Below are 2088 nucleotides of genomic sequence, written 5' to 3' on the forward strand. Positions count from 1 at the left end.
CCGCGCCGGGAAGACCGTCTACGTCGCGCAGCCGCGGCTGCGCGACCCGAACCCGTTCCTCCGGCTCGACCCCGCGGAAATCCCCCCGGACGAGATCGACGACGCGACGACCGTCTCGGGGATCTCCGAGTACGGGACGCCGACCCCGCCCGAGGACGTCGCGCACGTCGATCTGATCGTCGCCGGCTCCGTCGGCGTCACGACCGACGGGGCCCGGATCGGGAAAGGCGAGGGGTACAGCGACCTAGAGTGGGCGGTCCTCAGCGAGATCGACTCGGTCGACAGAGACACGACGGTCGCGACGACCGTTCACGAGCTCTCCGTCCTTGACGGTCCCGAATCGGCCGTCGGCGGGAGTCCGTCTGACCTCCCCGAGCCCGACGCCCACGACGTCCCCCTCGACCTCGTCATCACTCCCGAGCGGACGATCCGGACCGACACGCCGTACCCCCGCCCGTCCGGCGTCGACTGGGACGTGCTCGGCGAGGAGCGGCTGGACGCGATCCCGGTGCTTCGGGAGCGAGCGCCCAGAACTGATTGACTGACAAGTCGCGGACTGTAGCTGACTGACGGCCCACAGGCTGTGACGGGTCGCGGTCGACGACGAAAAAACCGGAACTGCTCGGCTCGGTCAGTCGGCGTGCTGCGGCGTCGGCGCTGACCGCTCGGACCGGTGGTCGGCGACGTGCCCGCACTCGGGACAGACGACGGTGCGCTCGTCGCCGTCGCTGACGACGAGCCACCCGTCCGACAGGGCGCTCTCGAAACGACACTCCGCACAGAAGAGGACCGACTTCCCGCGGGAGGACCGGGGACCGCTGGCGTCTGCGTTCATGTTCTATCGTAGGGGCCGGAGCTATAAGGGTCTTTTTCGACCTGATCGTTCGGTATAATCGGGTTTCTCATGCCGATCTCTTTCACAATTTTACCCAAAGCGGATCGAATATTTCTAAAAAAGGGAATATACTGATCGCAATCTATCACCATTGTTTCGGAACAGACCGTCGCTCGCTGCCCCCTTGCCGCGTTTCGACGGCTGCCGGATCTATCGCGCCAGCGGCATGTTGTAGCTCGTCTCCGCCTCCATCACGTACTCCCACGTCGCCTCACAGTCGCAGGACACCTGCTCGAACACGCTCGGGTCCTGCCGCTTGTCGAAGTCCTTGATCGCGGTCTGGACGCGGTCGTCGCACTCGCCGCAGTTGTGCGCGCCGCGGTCGGAGCCGTGCCCGACCGGATCGGAGACGACGATGGCGTCGGCGTCGGCGGTCTCCTCCAGCACGTGCGCGACCGACCAGAGCCACGGCGGCCGGTAGCCGCCCTCGAAGAACAGCTCGTCGACCATGGTGTACCGCTGGACGTTCGTCGGGTTCATCGAAACGGTGTGACAGCCGTCGACGTCGGCGCAGCGGCGGATCGAGTCGATCATGTCGTCGACCGCCTCCGGCTCCGCGAGGAAGGGCGGCTTCATGAGGAGGTACGCCTTGATACCCACGTCCGCGTCGAACGCGGCGTCCGCTTCCGCGGCCTCCGCGCAGGCGTCCTCGAAGTCGGCGAAGTCGAAGTACTTGTTCACGCAGTCGTGGCGGACGCGGTCGGTCGCGGTCTCCAACCCGACCGCCACGTCGGTCGCAATGCCGTGGTCCGCGAAGTCGGCGATCTTCTCCCGGCTCACGAAGTCCGGCAGCGACTCGACGACAATCCGGTCGCGGTCCGCGAACTCGGAAGCGATCGCCCGTCGGGTCTCCGCCGGGACCTCGCGCTCGTCGAGGAAGGAGCCGGAGGTGTAGATCTTGATCAGTTCGGCGGGCTCGTCCGCCTCCTCGCGCTCGTGGTCGAGGCACGCGTCGATCTGGGTCATGAGGTCTTCGTGGGCGACGCTGCCACCCTCGACCGACTCGGCGACGTAGCCGCACATCGTACAGCCGCCCGCGCGGGCCCACCGGCAGCCGCCGGTGTTGAGGATGATCGTCAGGGAGTTCACCACGCCGTCGGGCGTGTTGTCCTCGTCGATCCACACGCGGGTCGGCTCCGTCGGGTCGTACGTCTCCGAGCGCTCGGCGCGGATGTCGCGCATCACGGCGTTGT

2 protein-coding genes and 1 pseudogene (1 of these 3 only partly in view) are annotated in these 2088 nt (G+C 67.0%); 1 reads left to right on the plus strand and 2 read right to left on the minus strand.

The window, feature by feature from the left end; all coding sequences use genetic code 11:
- Positions 1 to 541: pseudogene (locus BN903_RS15525) on the plus strand (5-formyltetrahydrofolate cyclo-ligase); it begins 160 nt to the left of the window's first position.
- 90 nt (positions 542 to 631) lie between these two features.
- On the opposite strand, the gene BN903_RS04095 reads toward BN903_RS15525, so the two are convergent.
- Positions 632 to 835 (minus strand): hypothetical protein, encoded by a 204-nt coding sequence (locus BN903_RS04095; protein ID WP_048076525.1) that lies wholly within the window; start codon positions 833 to 835, stop codon positions 632 to 634.
- Positions 836 to 1045: 210 nt separating this feature from the next.
- Positions 1046 to 2088, minus strand: a 1043-nt coding sequence (locus BN903_RS04100; protein ID WP_154018042.1) for an archaeosine biosynthesis radical SAM protein RaSEA, incomplete at its 5' end; no start/stop codon positions are given.

It is taken from the genome of Halorubrum sp. AJ67, assembly GCF_000513435.1.